This window comes from Paenarthrobacter sp. AB444 (genome assembly GCF_028736865.1).
Taxonomy (GTDB): Bacteria; Actinomycetota; Actinomycetes; order Actinomycetales; family Micrococcaceae; genus Arthrobacter; species Arthrobacter nicotinovorans_B.
This window is the reverse complement of sequence record NZ_JAQZBY010000017.1, coordinates 26,105-42,499: the sequence shown is the minus strand read 5'-3', so window position 1 is coordinate 42,499 and position 16,395 is coordinate 26,105. Positions and strand designations below refer to the sequence as shown.

Sequence of the window (16,395 nt, the reverse complement as noted above, 5' to 3'; positions counted from 1 at the left end):
GCACACCTTGACTAAGCCAGCCACGCCGTATGTCTCAGAAAAGACTGGCGAAAGAGAGTCCGCAGAGAGTTTGCGGGCCCGGATTCCGGGGTGGGGTGCCGATCTCGACCCGGCCGACCGCCCCTCCTACCCCCGCGAACAACCCGGCATCGAAACCAGCGCACGGTGGGACTTCCCGGAGCGCCAGCCAGAGAAGTGGCCCCGGGAACGGTCGGTGGAACACGCCTTCCTGCCTCCCGTCTTTGGAACCTCCACTCCTCCGGCGGGGGTCTCGGGCGCCATCCGGAAATACGCCTACAAGTACAGTGAGGGCCGGGCTGCCCACTGGCTGCTGCTGGTAGCAGCAGACAGAGTGGACGCGTGGGAGCACCACCTCCGTTCGTTCGCCACGCTGCGGCCGGACAACCCCATTACGGAGACGGGCGTACTGAGCGAGTTCTCCCGTGGAGGTGTCCGTTCCCGGGTGGGACAAAAGCGCGTCGACCTCAACCACCAGTGGATGGATCCGATCATCGTCGGTGGCCCGTGGGCGCTGGCGGCGGGCGGCCTCGCCGTCGTCGTCCTCCGCAGACTGCGGAAGCGCAGGTGAGCCGGACAACTCCCCCGCGTTGACCGCCGCCAGGCTGCAAGGGCCACCAGCAACCCGCTTGCTGGTGGCCCTTGCACGTCACCCTTGGCTGAGATTGGTGATCGCGTTGAGGGAAACGGCGATCAGGACTGTTCCAAAGAAATAGGACAAGAGAGCGTGAAGAAGGGCTTTACGGCGGATCTCGGTGCTTCCCGTCTCGACTTCAGGCGGAGCGTAGGTCATGCCAACCGTGAAGGCGAAGTACGCGAAGTCGCTGTAAGCCGGTTGCCTGCCGTCCTTGTCGTCAAAGCCGCCACCGTCACGGTCGATGTAGTACATCCGGGCGTATTTCAAGGCATAGACCGTGTTGACCAGGGCCCAGGCGACTATCGTGCCGAGAACCCCGACTATGACCAGGGCGACAGACACCGGATCACCGTCCCGGTTTCCCGACTGGATCAACGCAACTCCCACGGCGGCGATGCTCGCCAGGCACGCTGTGATGATTGCGTTGTCGGTCAACCGTGAGGCTGATTCTTCGCGTGCAATGCGTTCAGTCCCGGGCGGGTCCTGGCCCCAGCAGAGCCGCCACGCCCACACCAGGGCGATGAGACCTGCCATGCACCAGGCAACCAAGGGCGAAAGGGTCGGTGACACCGCCAGACCCGCCGCGGCTCCGGCCACCACCCCAAAGCCTGCGCAGATAACGGCACGGCGGGCTGAAAGGATCCGACCGTTCATGATTGCTCCTCGGGTGGGTCCTACGAGGCTACGCGCCTGGAGCTGTTGCGCACAACAAGTGTGGGTGCGATTGGAGTGCGGTCCACTTCCCTTCCTTCCATGGCACCCAGGAGCACCTCCATGCTCATCAGCGCCAGGGCCGTGAAATCCTGGCGCACGGTGGTCAGCGGAGGCAGGAAATAGTCCGAACCTTCAATGTCGTCGAAGCCGACCACACTGACGTCCTCCGGAACCCGGATCCCGTTTTCGGTTAACGCACGGATGAGCCCCAGGGCCGTATGGTCGCTCGCCGCAAAGATGGCTTGAGGGACCCTGTTTTCCCGGACGAGGTCAAGGCCGGTTTCGTAGGCCCAGCGGGGACTCCAATCTCCCTCCAGGCATAGACCCTCCGGGAGACCGGCGCCACGCAACGCGGCCTCCCACCCACGCTTTCGTACCCGCCCGTCGAACCAGTCCATGGAGCCTGCCAGATGGGCGATATCGGTATGGCCGAGGTCTATGAGGTGCTGGGTGGCGAGCCGGGCTCCGAGCTCCTGGTCTTCTGAATAAGTGAAAACGCGGGACGTTGACGATGCTCCGGCAGCGATCATCTCCACAGGTACCCGGCAGGAGGAATTCCAGACCGCCGATGCCATGTCCACCAAGGGGGCAACAACGATGATCCCTCCGACGCCGGTATCGTCCAAGGTGTCCAGCGCCGCCTGCACTGATTCCTCATAGGGTTGCTCGACACTGATGACAGTGGTGGCGTAGCCCTTCTTCCGTGCGACGGTTTCCAAGGCCATGAGAGTCCCTACCGGGCCGAACCGCGGGGAGCCGTCCGAGAGCAGCCCGATGGACGTTGACCGGTTGGTGACAAGCGCAGTCGCTGCCCGGTTCCTGCGGTAGCCGATATCCTTGATGGCCTGCAGGACGCGTTCGCGCGTGGCCGCACTGACGTCCGGGGCGTTGTTCAGGACCCGCGAGACGGTGCCAAAGGAGACGCCCGCGATGTCCGCGACGTCGTTGATGGTCGGCTTCCGCCGCAACGTGGCGCCTGTTTGCCCGTTAGTCCTGCCTGACACGCTCTCTCCTGTCCCCGCACCGTTCAACCGGGCCGATGCGTACCAATACTACGTGCGTACGCCCTCTCCGGTTAGCCAAAAACCGGGCGGACGTGATGTTTGACACTCTCCACCGTAAACGTTTACGATCAGTTCCGTAAACGTTCACGGAATGTCCGTTAGCGATTACGGCCCAGATTCACCACGGATGAAACTGGCACCCCCGCAGGCTCTTCGGCGTCCACCATCGACGGTTCGGCCGAGGAGGGCCCGCCCCCCTCGCCGGTTCCAGCCACGCTGGAACCCGCCCTCACCACATCCCCTCATAAGCACTGGAGAACAATGATGATCCGCAGGCTTCCCCTCGTGGCTTTGGCCGCTGTCCTGTCACTTTCCGTGGCCTCGTGCAGCAGCTCAGCAGCGGGCACCTCAAACGCACCTGACGCCGGTGTGTCAGAAAAGGCCACCCAGGCCCTGGACAAAATCAAAGGGCAGGTCCTGAGCAAAGGGCCAAATGGTGAAACGCCCTCACCCGCTTCAGTGGCAGAGCTGACCGCCGATGAAATCCAGAAGATCAAGGGACTCAACGCCAAGGCCGCGATCGTGATGCACTACGGCGGCAATGACTGGGCCACTGCCCAGGTCAACGGCCTCAAGAGCGAATTCGAGAAGCTCGGCATCAAGGTCATCGCCACAACGGACGCCAACTTCAAGCCGGACAAGCAGGTCTCCGACATTGAGACTGTGATGACGCAGAACCCGGATGTTGTCGTCTCCATCCCCACGGACCCCGTGGCCACGGCCTCGGCTTACAAGAAGGCCGCTGCTGCCGGCGCCAAGCTCGTCTTCATGGACAATGTCCCGCAGGGACTGACCCCGGGGACGGACTACGTTTCAGTGGTATCCGCTGACAACTATGGCAACGGCGTCGTGTCCGCCCACCAGATGGCCAAAGCCCTGGGCGGCAAGGGCAAGATTGGCCTCGTCTTCCACCAGGCCGATTTCTTCGTGACCAAGCAGCGCCATGAAGGATTCAAGGACACGATCACCAAGGAATACCCGGACATCCAGATCGTGGAGGAAAAGGGCATCGCAGGCCCTGACTTCGCTGGAGACGCGCAGGCTGCTGCCAACGCCATGATCAGCAAGTACCCCGACCTCGCCGGCATCTGGGCAGTGTGGGACGTTCCGGCAGAGGGCGTCATGGCGGCAGCCCGCGCGGCCGGCCGGCAGGACCTGAAGATCGCCACTGAGGACCTCGGCAAGAACGTGGCCATCGCGCTGGCCAAGGACGAACTCGTCGTCGGCCTCGGCGCCCAGGTTCCGTTTGACCAGGGCGTCACCGAGGCCCGGCTCGCCGCAGGAGCGCTTATCGGCAAGCAGGCGCCTCCCTACGTGGCGTTGAGCGCCCTCCCGGTTGACCACTCGAACGTTCTTGATGCCTGGAAGCAGGTCTACCACGAGGACGCACCCAAGGACATCCAGGACTCCTACAAGAAGTAGCCAGACCCGACGGTGCGGGGGATGTCTCCCCCGCACCGCGCCGAAAGGGCGGGAAATGAACACCGCAGACAATGTCGTCGAGATGCGCTCGATATCCAAGGCCTTCAACGGCGTGTCAGTCCTGAAGGACGTCGGCTTCGATGTCCGCAAAGGCGAGGTCCACGCGCTGGCCGGCGGTAACGGGGCCGGCAAATCCACCCTCATGAAGATCCTGCAAGGCGTTTACCAGGCAGACGCCGGAGAAATCCTGATCGGCGGCAAACCGGCCGCCATCAACTCGATCCAGGACGCCAAGTCCGCCGGGATCGGGATGGTCTTCCAGGAATTCAGCCTGGTACCCAGCCTGACTGTTGCGCAGAATATCTTCCTGGGCACCGAGCCCCTCGGCCGGGGCGGACTCATCGATGACCGCGCCGCGGTGCGGCGGGCCAAGGAAGTCTTCGCGGAGATGGAAGTGGATGTCGACGCCGGCGCGCAAGTCTCGCGGTTGGGCACCGCCTATTGGCAGCTGACGGAGATCGCCAAAGCCTTGGCGCAGAACGCCCAGGTTCTGATCATGGACGAGCCCACGGCAAGTTTGGCACGGCATGAATCCGAATCCCTTTTCGAACTCATCGACCGGCTGAAACAGCGCGGAATCTCCATCATTTACATCTCCCACCGCATGGACGAGGTGTACAGGCTCGCAGACCGGATCACCATCCTCCGCGACGGAAAGCACCTGCTCACCGAGCCGCTGACCGCCGTTACTCCCGAACAGATTGTCGAAGGAATCGTCGGCAAGAAGGTCGAGGGCCAGCTCTCCTATCGGGCGCGGAACGACATCCGCGACGACGACGAGCCGCTGCTGGAGGTCCGCGGGCTGAACGCGGGTCACCGGGTCCGGGACGTGTCCTTTGCCCTGCGGCCAGGCGAGATTCTTGGTTTGGCCGGACTCATGGGCAGCGGACGGACGGAGCTCGCCCGTGCACTTTTCGGCATCGACAAACTGGACAGCGGCCAGGTCCTGATCCGCGGCAGGAAGGTGGCCCTTGCCTCGCCGCAACAGGCCATCACCGCCGGCATCGCCCTGGTCCCGGAGGACCGCAGGGCGCAGGGGCTGGTCCTGGAGCACTCTGTCCAGGACAACCTGCTGCTGCCGTTGCTGAAGAACATCCAACGGGGTCCCCTTCTGGACGGCGCCAAGGGCAACGAGTTGTCCGCATCGCTGATCAAGAGATTCGCAGTAAAGGTCGCGCACCCCCACCGTCCCGTGCGCCTGCTCTCGGGGGGCAACCAACAAAAGGTGGTCATCGCCAAATGGCTGGGAACCGATCCCGACATCCTCATCCTCGATGAGCCGACTGCCGGCGTCGACATCGGTACCAAGAGCGAGATTCTCGACATGATCCGTGAGCTGGCCAGTGATGGCAAAGCCATCATCGTCATCTCTTCCGAATACCCCGAACTACTCGCGGTCAGCGACCGCGTCCTCGTCCTCAAGGACGGCTCCATCATCCGCGACATCCCCCGCAGCGACATTGCTGACGAGGAATATCTACAACTTGCAGTCCAGGGAGTCTGAACAGTGAGCAAGACAAACACCATCGCGCCACGGGACACCGGGGCACCCCGCAACGTCAGCACCATTCTCAAGGACCTGGACTGGCGACGCTACGTCATCTACATCGGCTTCGTCGTCGTCTTCCTGATCTTCGCGGTCCTGCTGCGCGACCAAGGATTCCTGTCGCCGAACAACCTCCTGAACATCTTCCGGCAGACGGCCACCATCACGGTCATCGCCGTGGGCATGACGTACGTCATCGCCTGTGCCGAGATCGACCTGAGCGTGGGCTCGGTGGCCGGTCTTTCCAGCGTCTGCACCGCGATGGCCCTTTCGCAGTGGGGCCTGGTCCCGGGCATCCTCGCCGGTTTGGCCGTGGGCCTGGTGGTCGGATCGGTCAACGGAGCGCTGGTCAGCCTCCTTGGGATTCCGTCCTTTCTGGTGACCCTGGGCATGCTCGGGATTGCCGTGGGCGTTGCGCAGTGGATCACGGCATCAGCACCCCAGCCCATCCTGAACGACACCTTCAACACACTGTTCGGTTCCGGCAACTTCGGTCCCATTCCGGGCCTGGTGGTCTGGAGCGGCATCTTTGTGGCCATCGGCGCCGTCGTCTTGAACCGCACCCGGTTCGGCCGGCAGGTCCTGGCCACCGGAGGCAACCGCAACGCCTCGGAGTTCACCGGAATCAACACCAAGCGCATCAAGTTCCAGGTGCTGCTGATCTCCGGCATGGTGGCCAGTGTCGCCGGAATGCTCTACGCCGGACGTCTCCAGTCGGGACGCTTCCAGTGGGGCGCAGGCGATGAACTCTCGGCCATCGCTGCTGTCATCCTGGGCGGGACCAGCCTCTTCGGCGGTTTCGGTTCCATCATCGGAACGCTCTTCGGTGCCCTCCTGATCGGCCTGATCAACAACGGACTTATCCTGGCAGGCCTCGACAGCAGCCAGCAGCAGGTGGTCCGCGGCGCGATCATCATCCTGGCGGTCGCACTCGCCCGGAAGAAGTGACCGGGCATGACGTCCACACCACGCGCAGGCATCATCGGCACGGGGTTCATGGGTGCAGTCCACTCCCACGCCGTCCGCGCGGCAGGAAGCGCCATCAGTGCCGTTGCCGGCAGCAGCCGGGCCAGTGCTGAAGCCGCCGTCACCCGACTCGGTGCACTCGCCGCGGCCGATTCCCCGGAGTCACTGATCACACGGGACGATGTGGACGTTGTCCATATCTGCACTCCAAACGCCACGCACGCGGATCTGGCACGCCTGGCCATCGCGGCAGGCAAGGCAGTGGTGTGCGAGAAGCCCCTGGCCACCAGCGTCGAGGATGCCAAGGAACTGACATCCCTCGCGGAACAGGCCAATGTCGTGACCGGTGTCCCCTTCGTCTACCGGTTCTATCCGGCGGTCCGTGAGGCCAGGGACCGCATCCTCAACGGGGACGCGGGCAGCCTCTGGTTGCTCCACGGGTCCTACCTGCAGGACTGGCTGGCAGGTGCGACGGCAACGAACTGGAGGGTCGACTCCACGCTCGGAGGAGCATCAAGGGCGTTCGGTGACATCGGCGTTCACTGGTGCGACCTGATGGAGTTCACCACGGGACACCGCATCACCCGGATCATGGCCAACACCAGCCGGGCCCACGAGAAACGTGAAACCCACGGCCACCTCTCGCAGGTGTCAACGGAGGACGGGGCAACACTGCTCTTCGAGACCGACAAAGGGGCCACCGGCTCGTTGGTTGTGAGCCAGGTCAGTCCAGGGAGGAAGAACCGTCTGTGGTTCTCCTTCGATGGCACGGAAGCATCCTTCAGCTTCAACCAGGAAACACCGGACACCCTGCACATCGGGCGCGTCGATTCCACCTCACACGTTGCCGTGGGCCCGCAAACCCTTTCCACTCAGGGCGGGCGGCGTTACGCCACGCTTCCCGCGGGGCACCCCCAGGGGTATCAGGACAGCTTCAACGCCTTCATCTCGGACACCTACGCAGCCGTCCAAGGCCACGCGCCCGAAGGTCTGCCCGGCTTCCGCGACGGTCTCCGGGCAGCCGTCCTGACCGAAGCAGTAGTCGCCTCCGCGGCACGGCAGTCATGGGTCGACGTTCCCACTACTGACGGCCCCTCCGAATTCCACACGTCTTACCCAGCTGAAAGGCAAATGCAATGAAACTTGGTTACTGTTCCATCACCTGGGGCGGCGTGGTCGGCCACCCCCAAGGCGTGACGAGCGTCAAGGACCTTTTCTACCTGACCCACGGCTCCATGCACGACGCGGTACGTGACATTGCGGCCGTCGGATATCAGGGCGTGGAGATGTTCGACGGAAACCTGGCCGAATACGCCGACAAGCCCGAAGAACTCAAAGGGATCCTCAGCAGCAACGGAGTCGAGCTGACGAGCGTGTATACAGGCGCCAACTTCATCTACGCCGACATCCTTCCGGACGAGATGCACCGGATCCACCGCGCGGCGGAATTGGCGGCAAGTTTCGGAGCCGAACGGCTGGTGGTTGGGGGCGGTGCACGGCGGGCGGCCGGCACCACCGAGCAGGACTACTACCTCCTGGGCCATGCTCTTGACCGGGTGACGGACATCGCGGAGAGCTTCGGACTGTCCGCGAGCTACCACCCCCATTTGAGCACGATCGTGGAGAGCCCGGACGAATTGGACAAGCTCATGCCCCTGACCAGGATCGGTTTCTGCCCCGACACCGCCCACCTGGCAGCAGGCGGAGCCGATCCGGCCGCAGTTATCCGCAAGTACTCCGACCGGATCCGGCACGTCCACCTCAAGGACTTCCGGGAAGACCCCTTCACCTTCCTGCCGCTGGGCGAAGGTGACCTCGATTTTCCCGACATCATCGCTGCGATCCGCGAAAGCGGCTACGACAGCTGGCTGATGGTCGAGCTCGACAATTACGACGGCGACCCCAGCGAAGCAGCCAAAATCAGCAAAAAATACCTCGAGACACTCCTCTAAGAAAAAGCTTCACGGAAGGACCACGATTTATATGCAAAACCTCAATGTCGGCCTCATCGGCGGCGGTTTCATGGGCAAAGCCCACTCCCTCGCCTATGCCGCCATGCCTATGTTCTTCTGGCCTGCCCCGGCACTGCCGGTCCGCAAGGTCATCGCGGAGGCCAATCCCGAACTGGCCGCAGAAGCCGCCCGGCGCTTCGGCTTCGAAAATTCGACGTCGGACTGGCGGTCCATCATCGACGACCCCGACATCCACGTAGTCGACATCGCAACACCCAACCACCTGCACGCTGAAATCGCCATTGCCGCCGCCGAAGCGGGCAAGCACATCATCTGCGAGAAGCCACTCGCCCGCACCGGCGAAGAGTCCAAGGCCATGTACGACGCCGTCAAGGACAAGGACCTCGTGCACATGGTGGCCTTCAACTACCGGCGCACCCCCGCCGTGGCACTGGCCAAGAAGTACATCGAAGAAGGCGCAATCGGCCAAATCCTCAACTTCCGGGGAACCTATCTCCAGGATTGGAGCGCCGACCCGAACTCGCCGTTGTCATGGCGTTTCCAGAAATCCATCGCAGGCTCCGGCGCCCTCGGTGACATCGCCACGCACGTCATCGATATGGCGCGGTACCTCGTGGGTGAGTTCAGTGCCGTCAACGCAGTCCTTTCGACGTGGATCCCGGAGCGCCCGCTCCAGACCGGTGGCGCGGATGCGCTCGGCAATGTACGCGGCGGAGAGGGCCCGCGGGGCGATGTCGATGTCGATGACGAAGTGATGACCATGATCCGCTTCGCAAACGGTGCCGTTGGATCCGTCGAAGCAACACGCAACGCGCACGGCAGGAACAACTACATCACTTTCGAAATCCACGGAACCGAAGGCAGCATCGTCTTCAATTACGAACGCCGCGACGAGCTTCAGGTCTGCTTCGCGTCGGACCCGGCCGACCGACGAGGCTTCCGGACCGTCTACACCGGCCCGTCGCACCCGTATGGAGACGGCCTGTGGCCCATTCCTGCCCTGGGCATCGGGTACGGAGAGACGAAGATCATCGAAGCCTATGACTTCTTCAAAGCCATCGCGGAAGGCGGCAGCGTCAACCCCAACTTCGCCGACGGCTACCAAGTCGCCCTCATCGACGACGCGATCGTCGAGTCCGCGGCCAAAGAGTCCTGGGTTGATGTTCCCCAAATAACCGCTTGATGACCGACGAAATGCCCACCATCAAAAAGCCGGCAGAAGTGTGGCTCATGCCGGTGTTCAGGGCCAAGGCAGGCTGTGAAAGCCAACTGCGGAGCGTGCTCGGCTCGCTCCAAGCCGAGAGCCGGAAGGACGCCGGATGCCTGGAGTACACCGTCTTCGCGGATGAGCAGCAGCCCGGCACCTTCGTCATGTTTGAAGGCTGGGCCCTTCAGGAGGACCTCGACGCCCACAACCAGCAACAGCATGTCAAGGACTTCGTGGAGGCAGTGAAGCCGTTGCTGGAGGTGCCCTTCCGGGTGACCATGCTGGAACCGTTGGACTGATTCAGTACGCAGGCGGCCACCCGCCGTCGGGCGTTAAACGCTGGTGCCCCGCTCCCATGATGGGAGCGGGGCACTTGGCATTGGTTCAGACTTTAGGCGAAGTCGGAGACTGCCGGGTCCGGGCCGATACGGCCTTCGGCACCCCGGTCAAGGTTGTTGATGGCCTCGATGTCGGTGTCATCCAGTGTGACGTCCAGGGCCGCGAAGTTCTCCTGGATGCGGGACTCCGTGACGGACTTGGGGATGACGACGTTGCCGATGGCCAGGTGCCAGGCGATGACAACCTGTGCCGGAGTCGCACCGTGCTTGGCGGCGATTTCCGAGATCGTTGCGCTCTCGAGGAGCTCGCCGCCCTGGCCCAGCGGGGACCAGGCCTGCGTGAGGATGCCCTTGGAGGCGTTGAACTCGCGCAATTCAGCCTGGTTGAAGAAGGGGTGCAGCTCCACCTGGTTGATGGCCGGAACGACGCCGGTTTCATCGATGATGTGCTGCAGGCCTTCCTTGGTGAAGTTGGAGACTCCGATGGACTTGACCCGGCCGCGCTTCTTCAGCTCGATGAGGGCCTTCCAGGTGTCGACGTACTTCTCCTGCTTGGGCTGCTGCCAGTGGATCAGGTAGAGGTCCAAGGTTTCCAGGCCGAGGCGGTCGAGGGACTTCTCAAAGGCCTCGAGCGTGGATTCGTAGCCCTGGTCCGCATTCCACAGCTTGGTGGTGATGAAGATTTCCTCGGCAGAGAGGCCGGAGGAGGCGATGGCACGGCCGACGCCGGCCTCGTTGCCGTAGATCTTGGCGGTATCGATGTGGCGGAACCCGGCGTCGAAAGCCTGGCGCACCACCTTTTCGGCTACATCGTCTTCAACCTGCCATACCCCGTAGCCGAGCTGGGGGATGGTGTTGCCGTCATTGAAAGTAAGTTCTGGTGACGAAGTCATGGTTGTATCCTGCCAGCCCTGCCACGGAGTTTCACCAGATTATGACGAAGATCAGCTATCCGCTTAACTTCTTGCATGCAGGGAATACACGCGCACGCGGGTAGTTGCGAACGCCTCGCATATTAGGGATTCAGTTGACGCTCTGCGTCGGCCACCTGCTCGAAGACCGACTCGGCCCTGCGCCGCACTGACAGGGCGCCGACAGGCACGGGACCAACAGCCAGACGCAACATCGCCGCAGCTTCAGCCGTGGTCGCGAGCGAGTTGCCTGCTTTGGACAAGGCCCGGTGCACCCCGGCGAGAGCTCCGGGCACGTCCAGGCCGTCACTGGGCGAGCGCCGCTGCGCCTCTACGCAAATGCTCCGCACCCGGGGCGACAACTCCGCCAACTCGTTGGCGATCTGGACCAGCTCGTTGTAGAGCTGTTCGTCGTCCACGCCCTCCAAGACCTGGTGGTAGCGGTCGAGGCCGCGATGGAAGCGGTCGTGCGCACGGCGCCACAGGCCCTTGCCGAGCTCAAGATCATCTTTCCGCCCTTGCCGGACGGCCCCAAAGAAACCCACCAGCAAACTCAGAGGTATTGGCCCGGACCGTGGTCGGGATCTTCCGGGCGACCATTGGCAGCGGCGCCGGGAGCGCCAGGCGCAGCAGCCCGCTGCGGTTGCCCGTTTTCGCCAATGACAATGCCCGGAGCGATGACCGTTCCCGGAGGCAGTTGGCGGAGCTGCATCTGCGCGGCCGCATGTTCCTTCGCCGCCTGTTGCGCTGCAATCGCTGCCTGGATGCCATGGAACAGGCCTTCAAGCCACCCGACCAGCTGGGCCTGGGCGATCCGAAGCTCGGCATCCGAAGGAGCCTGGTCTTCGGGGAAGGGCAGGCTGATGCGTTCCAACTCTTCGATCAGCTCCGGTGCAAGCCCATCCTCGAGTTCCTTGATGGAGCGCTCGTGGATCTCCGCGAGGCGGTTCCTTGCAGCGTCATCAAGCGGAGCACTCTTAACTTCTTCAAGCAGCTGCCGGATCATGGTGCCGATCCGCATCACCTTGGCTGGTTCGTCCACCAGCTCTTGAAGGTTGCCGCCCTTGGGCTTGGCATCCTTCGCTGCCTCCGTCTGGGAAGCTTGAGGGCCGTCGGACGCCGCTGCGTCGCCGTCCAGCGTGGTTCCTTCCACGGGGGTGTCGTCCGAAGCCTCATCCGTGGGCTGAATGTCGTTCAGATCGCTCATCCGTTCATACTCTCACGTGGTTCCAGTGAACCCCTGGACTCAACCGGAATTTGGACTTCGTTCGTAGCGAAACTACATCTCAGCAGCAACGTCCTTGCGGGTTGCTGTCCTGCCGGTCCATCCGGTCCCGCCAGAACTCGCGTTCAGTCATGGCGGGACCGGAATGGCCCGAGGTGGTGAAGTGCTCAAGGTACTTCGAATATGCGTCGGCACCCATGATCGACCCCAGGTATGCCGCGAAACTCCGGAAGCCCTTGGTGACTGCGTTCATCAGTGATGCCCGGCCTTGTGGGTCCGCTTTTCCGCAGGCAGCGCGTTCCATTCGGCGAGAAGTTCCTTCTCCGCCGGTGTGGGGATCAGCCCGGCGGGCGCAAAGACCTTGGAGGCCACGGCGGGATCTTCATGATCCTGTCCACCGCCGGCGCGGATGGCTTTGACGGTGGCGATCACGGCCGTGAGGATCACAATGATGCTCAGGGTCACGAAAATGACAGAGAGGACACCCTGGATCATGGTGTTACGGACAACGGCTTCCATGGCTGCCACGGTCTTGGCGGTGCCAAACTCCGTCTTGCCATCCGCCAGCGCCTTGGAGAACGCCGCATTGTTGGCGAAATAGCCCACGGCGGGAACCGGCGAGAAGATCTTGTGGAAGCTCGCCGTAATGGTGACGACGGCGGCGAACGCCAACGGGACCGCAACGATCCACAAGTACCGGAACACTCCCCTCTTTGCCGCGATTGCCATGCACACCGCCAAAGCAATGGCGGCGAGAAGCTGGTTGGCGATGCCGAACAGCGGGAACAGCGTGTTGATGCCACCCAGCGGATCCGTCACACCCATCAGCAGCACCGCACCCCAGGCAGCGACCATGATGGCCGTGCAAAACCAAGCACCCGGGCGCCAGGAGGCTTCCTTGAACTTGGGAACGAAGTTGCCGATGGAATCCTGCAGCATGAACCGGGCAACACGGGTGCCGGCATCCACTGCGGTGAGGATGAACAGGGCCTCGAACATGATGGCGAAGTGGTACCAGAAGGCCATCATGCCGGGGCCGCCGATGAATTGCTGCATGATGTGCGCCAAGCCAACGGCCAGCGTCGGGGCGCCGCCGGAACGGGAGATGATGCTCTCTTCACCCACGTCCTTGGCAGTCTGCGCAAGGACATCCGGCGTGATGTTCACATTGGCCAGTCCCAGGCTGTTCACCCACTGGGCAGCGGATTCAACCGTGCCGCCGGTCAGGGCCAGCGGCGCGTTCATGGCGAAGTAGATGCCCCGGTCGATCGAGATCGCAGCAACCAAGGCCATGATCGCCACGAAGGATTCCATCAGCATGCCGCCGTACCCGATGAAGCGCGTCTGGCGTTCCTTCTCAATCAGCTTCGGCGTGGTTCCCGAAGAGATCAGGGCATGGAAACCGGACAGGGCACCACAGGCGATGGTCACGAAGAGGAAGGGGAACAGCGCGCCGGAGAAGACCGGCCCGTTTTCCCGGCCGGCAAACTCACTGAACGCCGGGACAGTGATTTCCGGACGCACCACGATGATGGCGACAGCCAGCATCACGATCACGCCGATCTTCATGAACGTGGACAAATAGTCACGCGGTGCAAGGAGCAGCCATACGGGGAGGATGGCGGCGATGAAACCGTAGATGATGATGCCCCACGCGATGGTCACCTTGTCCAGGTGGAAGAATGCTGCGCCCCACTCGGTTCCTGCCACCGCGCCACCGCCGATAATGGCCGCCATCAGCAGCACGAAACCAATGATCGACACCTCCATGACCTTGCCTGGCCTGAGGTAGCGAAGGTAGACGCCCATGAACAGGGCAATCGGGATGGTCATGCCAACGGAGAAGACACCCCACGGGCTCTCGCCCAGGGCGTTGACAACCACCAAGGCAAGGATGGCCACGATGATGATCATGATCAGCAAGGTGGCGATCAGCGCGGCGGTACCGCCAATGACGCCAAGTTCCTCGCGGGCCATCTGTCCCAGCGAGCGGCCACCACGGCGCATCGAGAAGAACATCACCAGATAGTCCTGCACGGCGCCGGCGAATACGACGCCGATGATGATCCAGATAGTGCCAGGGAGGTAGCCCATCTGGGCCGCGATGACGGGTCCCACCAACGGACCCGCGCCTGCGATGGCCGCAAAGTGGTGGCCGAACAGGACGTTGCGGTCGGTGCGGACGTAATCCTTGCCGTCGGCCTTGTACTCCGCGGGGGTGGCGCGGCGGTCGTTTGGCTTAAGCAGGTACCGCTCGATGACCTTGGAGTAGAACCTGTACCCGATCAGATAGGTACACACGGCGGCGAAAACGAACCAGATGGCGTTCACCGTTTCGCCGCGGACCAACGCGAGCATGAACCATGCCACTGCTCCCAGCAGCGAAATCGCCACCCAGAGACCGATCTTCGCGGGGGTCCACTTGCGTTCCTCGGCTTCACGGACCGAATCGTCAACTGCGGGCGCAGGCAGCGTGGGATCAAGTCCCTCCATGAGTCCGGTCTGGTCGGGATTCTTGCCCATATCTCCTCCTTGAGAACTGCTGTGCTGCCCTGGCTCGGACGTGCGTCACGGGCAAGCTAGCAAGTATGTACCCCACTTACCGGGGGAACCCACGGTCCGATACGGCAGTTGCGTTGAGCGGTATCCCCGCTGCGGTGAGCGGTCAGTTCGCCCCGGCGCTGCTTGATCCGCCCTTCCCCAGGCTCTGCACCATCCTCGCTTCGCAGAGGTCCAGCCACCGGACCTCTGCCTCTGCTTGGAAGACCAGGGAATCGAGCACCAGCAGAAAGGCAGTGTCCGAAGCACGCTGGTTGGCTGAGACTGCCTTGCGCGCCTGGGTGTGCTCCTGGAGCGCCTTGACGGACACCTCGCGCTGGGACTGGATCACTTCAGAGGCGTCCACCCCGGGAAGAGTCACGGCGAGCGCCAGCTTGATGGCGATCTCGTTCCGGGGCGGATTCCCCCGGTCCACAGCGCCGGCAAACCAAGCCCCGACTTCCTCGACCCCTGCGTCAGTGATGCTGTAAATGACGTGGCCACCGCCGTCGTCGCCGTCCTTGCTGACTAGGCCGTCGCGCTCCAGCCGATCGAGCGTCGTGTACACCTGGCCGATGTTCAACGGCCAGGCTGCACCTGTCCGGTCCTCGAATTCCACGCGCAACTCATAGCCGTACCTGGGCTGGTCCTGGAGCAGGGCCAGCAGACTGTGCCGGATCGACATGAGGCTCCTTGCTGCGCGTCGGTAATGTCAGAGGAGCAGCAGGACCTTGCCCACGTGCTCCCCCGAGTCGAAGTACCCGTGGGCCTCCCGGACCTGGTCCAGGGGGAACGACTTGGCAACCAGCGGCGTGATCCGGCCGTCAGTGACCATGGGCCACACTGACTCGCGCACCGCCGTCATGATGATGCCCTTCTCGGCAACCGACCGCGGCCGGAGGGCGGTGCCAATGACGGCAGCGCGCTTGCTGAGGAGCTGGCCGAGGTTGATTTCCGCCGTGGTGCCGCCCTGCAGGCCGATGATGATCAGCCGGCCGTACTCCGCGAGCGCATCGACGTTCTGTTGCAGGTACTTTGCACCCACGACGTCGAGGATGACGTCGGCGCCTTTGCCGCCGTTTTGTGCCCTGAGGCTTTCAACGAAGTTTTCCTCGGCGTAGTTGATGGCGATGTCGGCGCCCAGGAACGCCTTGGCCGTGCCGACTTTCTCGTCGGTCCCGGCCGTCGTCGCCACCGTTGCACCATAAGCCTTGGCAAGCTGGATGGCCATGGTGCCGATGCCGCCCGTGGCGCCGTGGATGAGCACCGTCTCGCCGGGCTGCAGCTGGGCCGTCATGATCAGGTTCGAGTAGACGGTGGCGGCCACTTCGGGGAGGGCCGCGGCGGTGATCAGGTCCACGCCCTCGGGGACGCGCAATACCTGTTCAGCTGGTACGGCCACCTGCTGGGCGTACCCGCCGCCCGAGAGAAGTGCTACTACCTTGTCGCCCACGGAGAAGGCCTTGGTGACACCGGGGCCGAAGGCAGCGATGCGGCCCGATACTTCAAGCCCCGGAATGTCCGAAGCTCCCGGCGGTGGCGGATAGAAGCCGCGGCGCTGCTGGACGTCCGCGCGGTTCAGGCCTGCAGCGACGACGTCGATCAGCACCTCGCCATCGCCCGGCACCGGGGAGGGGACCTCGCGGACCTCGAGGACTTCGGGCCCGCCCGGCTCTGAGATGTAGACGGCTTTCATGACGAACTCCCGGTTTCTTGCTTGTCATCCGGCACCCGGGGCAGGGGCTGGAGGACGTGATGTTTTGGAACAGCCAACTC

17 protein-coding genes are annotated in these 16,395 nt (G+C 63.2%); 8 read left to right on the top strand and 9 right to left on the bottom strand.

The genetic code is table 11. The annotated features are described in order from the left end of the window. Positions 1-7: 7 nt before the first annotated feature. Entirely contained in the window at positions 8-589 is a 582-nt protein-coding gene (locus PQ627_RS18095) for a hypothetical protein (RefSeq protein ID WP_274262782.1), read from the top strand. A 78-nt stretch (positions 590-667) separates the two neighbouring features. Here the strand turns inward: PQ627_RS18095 and PQ627_RS18090 are convergent, their stop codons facing one another. Together PQ627_RS18090 and PQ627_RS18085 are read right to left on the bottom strand one after the other, a co-directional pair. Further along, the gene (locus tag PQ627_RS18090) at positions 668-1,309 is read right to left on the bottom strand and encodes a DUF1345 domain-containing protein (RefSeq protein WP_144661606.1); all 642 of its coding nucleotides are present in this window, start codon (positions 1,307-1,309) and stop codon (positions 668-670) included. Between the two features lie 20 nt (positions 1,310-1,329). After that, positions 1,330-2,373, bottom strand: coding sequence for a LacI family DNA-binding transcriptional regulator (locus PQ627_RS18085; RefSeq protein ID WP_260842445.1), 1,044 nt, complete (start codon positions 2,371-2,373; stop codon positions 1,330-1,332). Between the two features lie 324 nt (positions 2,374-2,697). On the opposite strand from PQ627_RS18085, the gene PQ627_RS18080 reads away from it, so the two are divergent. The 7 genes from PQ627_RS18080 to PQ627_RS18050 are packed head-to-tail and all read left to right on the top strand — an operon-like array spanning position 2,698 to position 9,906. Continuing rightward, on the top strand, positions 2,698-3,855 hold the full coding sequence (locus PQ627_RS18080) for a substrate-binding domain-containing protein (RefSeq protein WP_274262781.1): 1,158 nt from the start codon (positions 2,698-2,700) through the stop codon (positions 3,853-3,855). 55 nt (positions 3,856-3,910) lie between these two features. Further along, the gene (locus PQ627_RS18075; RefSeq protein WP_274262780.1) at positions 3,911-5,419 is read left to right on the top strand and encodes a sugar ABC transporter ATP-binding protein; all 1,509 of its coding nucleotides are present in this window, start codon (positions 3,911-3,913) and stop codon (positions 5,417-5,419) included. Between the two features lie 3 nt (positions 5,420-5,422). Beyond that, on the top strand, positions 5,423-6,409 hold the full coding sequence (locus PQ627_RS18070; RefSeq protein ID WP_144661603.1) for an ABC transporter permease: 987 nt from the start codon (positions 5,423-5,425) through the stop codon (positions 6,407-6,409). Positions 6,410-6,415: 6 nt separating this feature from the next. Then, positions 6,416-7,567, top strand: a complete 1,152-nt coding sequence (locus PQ627_RS18065) for a Gfo/Idh/MocA family protein (RefSeq protein WP_274262779.1) — start codon at positions 6,416-6,418, stop codon at positions 7,565-7,567. Further along, positions 7,564-8,379 carry a sugar phosphate isomerase/epimerase family protein gene (locus PQ627_RS18060; RefSeq protein WP_144661601.1) on the top strand — a complete coding sequence of 272 codons (816 nt, stop codon included), beginning with the start codon at positions 7,564-7,566 and terminating at the stop codon, positions 8,377-8,379. Before PQ627_RS18065 ends, PQ627_RS18060 begins: the two co-directional genes overlap by 4 nt. A 31-nt stretch (positions 8,380-8,410) precedes the next feature. Further along, positions 8,411-9,583 carry a Gfo/Idh/MocA family protein gene (locus PQ627_RS18055; RefSeq protein WP_144661600.1) on the top strand — a complete coding sequence of 391 codons (1,173 nt, stop codon included), beginning with the start codon at positions 8,411-8,413 and terminating at the stop codon, positions 9,581-9,583. Then, entirely contained in the window at positions 9,583-9,906 is a 324-nt protein-coding gene (locus PQ627_RS18050; RefSeq protein ID WP_274262778.1) for a putative quinol monooxygenase, read from the top strand. The genes PQ627_RS18055 and PQ627_RS18050 overlap by 1 nt, the downstream gene beginning before the upstream one ends. 92 nt (positions 9,907-9,998) lie before the next feature. Here the strand turns inward: PQ627_RS18050 and PQ627_RS18045 are convergent, their stop codons facing one another. From PQ627_RS18045 to PQ627_RS18015, 7 genes are all read right to left on the bottom strand, one after another. Further along, entirely contained in the window at positions 9,999-10,838 is an 840-nt protein-coding gene (locus PQ627_RS18045; protein ID WP_144661598.1) for an aldo/keto reductase, read from the bottom strand. A 122-nt stretch (positions 10,839-10,960) separates the two neighbouring features. Further along, on the bottom strand, positions 10,961-11,401 hold the full coding sequence (locus PQ627_RS18040) for a hypothetical protein (protein ID WP_144661597.1): 441 nt from the start codon (positions 11,399-11,401) through the stop codon (positions 10,961-10,963). 8 nt (positions 11,402-11,409) lie between these two features. Next, the gene (locus PQ627_RS18035; RefSeq protein WP_262277332.1) at positions 11,410-12,063 is read right to left on the bottom strand and encodes a bacterial proteasome activator family protein; all 654 of its coding nucleotides are present in this window, start codon (positions 12,061-12,063) and stop codon (positions 11,410-11,412) included. A gap of 79 nt (positions 12,064-12,142) precedes the next feature. After that, positions 12,143-12,334, bottom strand: coding sequence for a YbdD/YjiX family protein (locus tag PQ627_RS18030; protein WP_144661595.1), 192 nt, complete (start codon positions 12,332-12,334; stop codon positions 12,143-12,145). Beyond that, positions 12,334-14,604 (bottom strand): carbon starvation CstA family protein, encoded by a 2,271-nt coding sequence (locus PQ627_RS18025; protein WP_274262777.1) that lies wholly within the window; start codon positions 14,602-14,604, stop codon positions 12,334-12,336. The genes PQ627_RS18030 and PQ627_RS18025 overlap by 1 nt, the downstream gene beginning before the upstream one ends. 142 nt (positions 14,605-14,746) lie before the next feature. Further along, positions 14,747-15,304, bottom strand: a complete 558-nt coding sequence (locus tag PQ627_RS18020) for a PadR family transcriptional regulator (protein ID WP_274262776.1) — start codon at positions 15,302-15,304, stop codon at positions 14,747-14,749. Between the two features lie 27 nt (positions 15,305-15,331). Beyond that, positions 15,332-16,315 (bottom strand): NAD(P)H-quinone oxidoreductase, encoded by a 984-nt coding sequence (locus PQ627_RS18015; protein WP_144661592.1) that lies wholly within the window; start codon positions 16,313-16,315, stop codon positions 15,332-15,334. Positions 16,316-16,395 lie beyond the last annotated feature (80 nt).

What these genes read in the sequence shown, in the direction of transcription:
- PQ627_RS18030 (WP_144661595.1), bottom strand. Translation starts at nt 12,334, where the DNA reads ATGAACGCAGTCACCAAGGGCTTCCGGAGTTTCGCGGCATACCTGGGG.
- PQ627_RS18045 (WP_144661598.1), bottom strand. Translation starts at nt 10,838, where the DNA reads ATGACTTCGTCACCAGAACTTACTTTCAATGACGGCAACACCATCCCC.
- PQ627_RS18060 (WP_144661601.1), top strand. Translation starts at nt 7,564, where the DNA reads ATGAAACTTGGTTACTGTTCCATCACCTGGGGCGGCGTGGTCGGCCAC.
- PQ627_RS18080 (WP_274262781.1), top strand. Translation starts at nt 2,698, where the DNA reads ATGATCCGCAGGCTTCCCCTCGTGGCTTTGGCCGCTGTCCTGTCACTT.
- PQ627_RS18075 (WP_274262780.1), top strand. Translation starts at nt 3,911, where the DNA reads ATGAACACCGCAGACAATGTCGTCGAGATGCGCTCGATATCCAAGGCC.
- PQ627_RS18020 (WP_274262776.1), bottom strand. Translation starts at nt 15,304, where the DNA reads ATGTCGATCCGGCACAGTCTGCTGGCCCTGCTCCAGGACCAGCCCAGG.
- PQ627_RS18035 (WP_262277332.1), bottom strand. Translation starts at nt 12,063, where the DNA reads ATGAGCGATCTGAACGACATTCAGCCCACGGATGAGGCTTCGGACGAC.
- PQ627_RS18065 (WP_274262779.1), top strand. Translation starts at nt 6,416, where the DNA reads ATGACGTCCACACCACGCGCAGGCATCATCGGCACGGGGTTCATGGGT.
- PQ627_RS18090 (WP_144661606.1), bottom strand. Translation starts at nt 1,309, where the DNA reads ATGAACGGTCGGATCCTTTCAGCCCGCCGTGCCGTTATCTGCGCAGGC.
- PQ627_RS18050 (WP_274262778.1), top strand. Translation starts at nt 9,583, where the DNA reads ATGACCGACGAAATGCCCACCATCAAAAAGCCGGCAGAAGTGTGGCTC.
- PQ627_RS18015 (WP_144661592.1), bottom strand. Translation starts at nt 16,315, where the DNA reads ATGAAAGCCGTCTACATCTCAGAGCCGGGCGGGCCCGAAGTCCTCGAG.
- PQ627_RS18025 (WP_274262777.1), bottom strand. Translation starts at nt 14,604, where the DNA reads ATGGGCAAGAATCCCGACCAGACCGGACTCATGGAGGGACTTGATCCC.
- PQ627_RS18055 (WP_144661600.1), top strand. Translation starts at nt 8,411, where the DNA reads ATGCAAAACCTCAATGTCGGCCTCATCGGCGGCGGTTTCATGGGCAAA.